This window comes from Leptolyngbya cf. ectocarpi LEGE 11479, from assembly GCF_015207065.1.
GTDB classification, from domain to species: Bacteria; Cyanobacteriota; Cyanobacteriia; order Phormidesmidales; family Phormidesmidaceae; genus Leptothoe; species Leptothoe ectocarpi.
Genome location: NZ_JADEXP010000492.1, coordinates 1 through 3,542, shown reverse-complemented (window position 1 = coordinate 3,542; position 3,542 = coordinate 1). Strand labels below are relative to the sequence as shown.

Sequence of the window (3,542 nt, the reverse complement as noted above, 5' to 3'; positions counted from 1 at the left end):
GCACACCGAAACTCAGAGAAATAGGGACCATAACCGGAACTCACATCAACAGGGTCGTTTCTATCTTCATTAACCTTATGTCCTTTATTTCTGTATAAATTGATGCCGTTTGAATTTGGAATTGCTGGCAGTAACAGGGTTTTAGCGGGGGTAACTGACCGTAGTTGGTCCTCGAATTTAGCATCAGACCGTCTGGGATTATCGCAAAACCAGATGTGAACGGGCAGACGGGTAACCAGATCGATGAGCGTCACCATTTTGCCCGCTAAGGGAGCGGTCTCTATCGCTTGCAAACTGCCTAATTTGCGAAACAACTTCTCCAGGGTCGAACCATCGGCAATCCAAATCTGTTCAAACTGCTCATGAGCCTTGCGAACACTCGTGGGCAAGGGACGGTTTTGACGCGCCTGCCAGCGGTGTTTCAAACGCGGGAGTACCTCAAAAAAGACCCGTTCAAATAACTCAGCGGGGAACTCCAGAAATCTCTGAGCGAGCGCTTGTTGAGAAACCTTAACCGCTCGACACCATAGCAAATCCTCACGGGCGAGCATCCGGCAGAGTTCGTGCACACTCGGCACATCTCGCCACAACAATGTCAGGACCGCTGCTACCATCAAGGGCAAGGTCAGAATGCGAGCCCTGAGGTCTAGTTGTCGATAGTAGCTGGCTTGGGCATCAATCGCTGGGGTCAGCAACTCTTCGAGCTGCTTGGCGATGACCTCATCGGAAATATCCGGGCGGTGTTTTTTCTGAGCATGATCTCGGTTAGAACGAGGTTTACCCTTAGCCATCTCACTGCCCATGCACAATGGCTTTACTGTGACCTGGATCTACCCTCCCGAAAATAAGTATCTCTACTTATTGACTTATCTGCCATAGGTTTAACCTGTCACGAATGCCACGGTAATACAAATCTGCTGGTGCAGGCGGCGGACAATATTACTGTAGCTGACATTGCAGATAATGCCCTGTCGTTTGCCTATGGCACCGGTCGTATCGCCCTAGAGGCGGATGCTAATGCGGATGGTTTAGGCGATGTACTAATGCTGGACGTGCAGGACACGCTACAAACCAATGGACGAGATTTGTCCATATCGGGTATCGGTTTGATATTGGGGAAGATTGATACTTCCGTAATTGAGCATGAGATCATTAACATTGATGCCGGTGGACCAATTCCCGAGACGGGCACTGCAGGCACCGCTAGTTTTAGCTTCATCGTGCCTGATGGAACAGGCAATATCAACGACCTAAACGTGCGTTTTTCGGCAGAGCATACTTATGATGGCGATTTGGAGGCCGTACTTACTTCACCGGATGGAACATCTTTAGTTCTTTTTAGCCGGGTTGGCGGCGGCGGCGATAACTTTCAAGATACCATTCTGGATGATGAATTCGGGTGGTCTGCTATCGACAATAATGAATATAGCGCTGCACCATTTAATGGTAGGTTTCATCCTCAGGGAACTGGAGGACTCGCTGTTTTTGATGGTCAGTCATCAGAAGGAACGTGGACGCTTAGGGTTACAGATCTTTTTCTGGGAGATTCTGGAAAGTTATTTCAGGTAGGGGATAATACTGCACCCTGGGGAACGGCACAAGGCACCCAGTTGTTGCTCAATTTAGAGAGAGATGAAAGCGGCGGTACGGTAAACTTAATCGCCGACGCCAATGCTTCTGTTGCCGAGATCATTACTACCGGCAGGGGAACCGGTGGTGAAGGCGGCGCAGTAGGCATCAAGGCTGGAGGTAATATCGTGGTCGCTACAGTGGATACTTCGACCTCGAATGTCATTGTCAGCGGAGACGGCGGGGCAATCACTTTCTCCGCTGGTGATAGCATTGATGTTAATGGCCTACTAAGCTCAACCTCGATCTCAAACGAGCACGAGGACCTGTCCCCATATTCAGGGCCTAGTCAAAGTGGAAACGGGGGCTCTCTCTCTCTCTCTCTGCTGGGGGTGACATTGACATTGATAGCGGTTTTTTTAGTAGTATAGACTCTTCCTCGTACGCGCAGTCGAACTCAGGTGCCAATATAAGTGGAAACGGCGGGACAATCACCATCTCTGCTGACGGTAACATTGATGTTAACGGCTCTATTGGCTCGTCCTCGTCTTCAAACTCGTTCGCACTTCCGGAGGACCTGGGCTCTAGTCAGAGTGGAGATGGGGGGATAATCTCTCTCTCTGTCGGTGGTAGCATTGACCTTGATGGCGCTATTACCTCATCCTCATGGTCGTTCTCGCAATCGAACTCGGGCTTTAGTCAGAGTGGAAACAGCGGAGCAATCACGGTCTCTGCTGACGGTGACATTGATATTAACAGTGGCCAATACTCGGGCGGCCTAAGCTCGTTTTCGAACTCGCGATCGGATTCGAGCTTTGGTCAGAGTGGAAACGGCGGGATAATCACGGTCTCTGCCGACGGTGATATTCGTATTGGCAAAGACAGCGACCTAGATTCGTACTCATCATTAAACTCAGGAGCTGAGTTGGCCTTGGGCTCAGGCTCTAATGAGAGTGGAAACGGGGGAGCAATCACGGTCTCTGCCGACGGTGACATTGATATTGCCAGTACGCTTAGATCCTCCTCATCTTCAAACTCGTCCCTCGACGAGAGTGGGGATGGGGGAAGTATTGCTCTTGTGTCCAACTTTGGCGATATCGAGATAGCAAATCTGTCTGAAAGATTTGTAGATAATAGTCTAATCAGCTCATTTTCATATTCGGTTGCTGGCGCTGCAGGCAATGGCGGAAGTACTTCTGTAAGGGCTCCTAAAGGCTCGATTACTGGTGACGGTGGACGGATATTGACAGCTGCGATCGCAGAAGCCAGCGGGGTAACAGACACAGGAGGAAACATTTATCTTGAAGCCTCATCTACCATCTCAGGCTTAGAGATTCTAACCCTCGCAGGCAGTGGTAACTCTGGAGATGTTAACGTTCAGGGCCGCAGCGAGAGTTTGACCATTGACAACCTGCGTTTAATCACTAGCGGACGCATCGAGATTGCAGATCCCAACCCTACTATTAATCAGGCACCTGAGACAATTACCCTAAACATAGATAATCTTGGTCAGCCAGGTAATACGCTTATCCAAAATACTGGAGATATTATCCTCAACAATGTCAACATTGAGGCTAGTGCCAACGGCAGTCAGCCTGCAGGTGGTGTCACCGTCACCAGCCCTGGTCAGGTCACCTTCACCAATAGCCAAATCACCAGTAACGCCAACAGCACAGGTGATGCTGGTACTATTCGTCTCGATGTTGGACAGCTCAATCTTGGCAACGGCGGACGCATCTTTGCCGCCACCTCGGATTCTGGCAACGGCGGTAATGTGATCATTAATGCCACTGACTCAGTCTTCCTTGGCGAAGGTGTACAAGACTTTGAACCAGTCATCTCCGTTCTGACTTTTCCTACTAAGTGTTCAAACCCTTGATAGTCATTACTTGTGGCCCATAGCCTGATCATCCGCTAAAGTGAGTGCACCGCTACCCAGGGAGCCACCGATGAGTACAGAGCGCTATGAGCAA

Annotated in this window: 3 protein-coding genes and 1 pseudogene; 3 read left to right on the top strand and 1 reads right to left on the bottom strand. The window is 49.9% G+C overall.

Annotation, left to right across the window (positions count from 1 at the left end; all coding sequences use genetic code 11):
- Positions 1–791: pseudogene (locus IQ260_RS28880) on the bottom strand (hypothetical protein); the annotation flags it as partial.
- A gap of 129 nt (positions 792–920) precedes the next feature.
- On the opposite strand from IQ260_RS28880, the gene IQ260_RS28875 reads away from it, so the two are divergent.
- The 3 genes from IQ260_RS28875 to IQ260_RS28865 all read left to right on the top strand — a co-directional run bounded on the left by IQ260_RS28875 (position 921) and on the right by IQ260_RS28865 (position 3,448).
- Positions 921–2,000, top strand: coding sequence for a proprotein convertase P-domain-containing protein (locus IQ260_RS28875; RefSeq protein ID WP_193996517.1), 1,080 nt, complete (start codon positions 921–923; stop codon positions 1,998–2,000).
- Positions 2,001–2,213: 213 nt separating this feature from the next.
- Positions 2,214–2,351: a hypothetical protein gene (locus tag IQ260_RS28870; RefSeq protein ID WP_193996516.1), complete on the top strand. Its 138-nt coding sequence runs from the start codon at positions 2,214–2,216 to the stop codon at positions 2,349–2,351.
- A gap of 149 nt (positions 2,352–2,500) precedes the next feature.
- The gene (locus IQ260_RS28865) at positions 2,501–3,448 is read left to right on the top strand and encodes a hypothetical protein (protein WP_193996515.1); all 948 of its coding nucleotides are present in this window, start codon (positions 2,501–2,503) and stop codon (positions 3,446–3,448) included.
- Positions 3,449–3,542 lie beyond the last annotated feature (94 nt).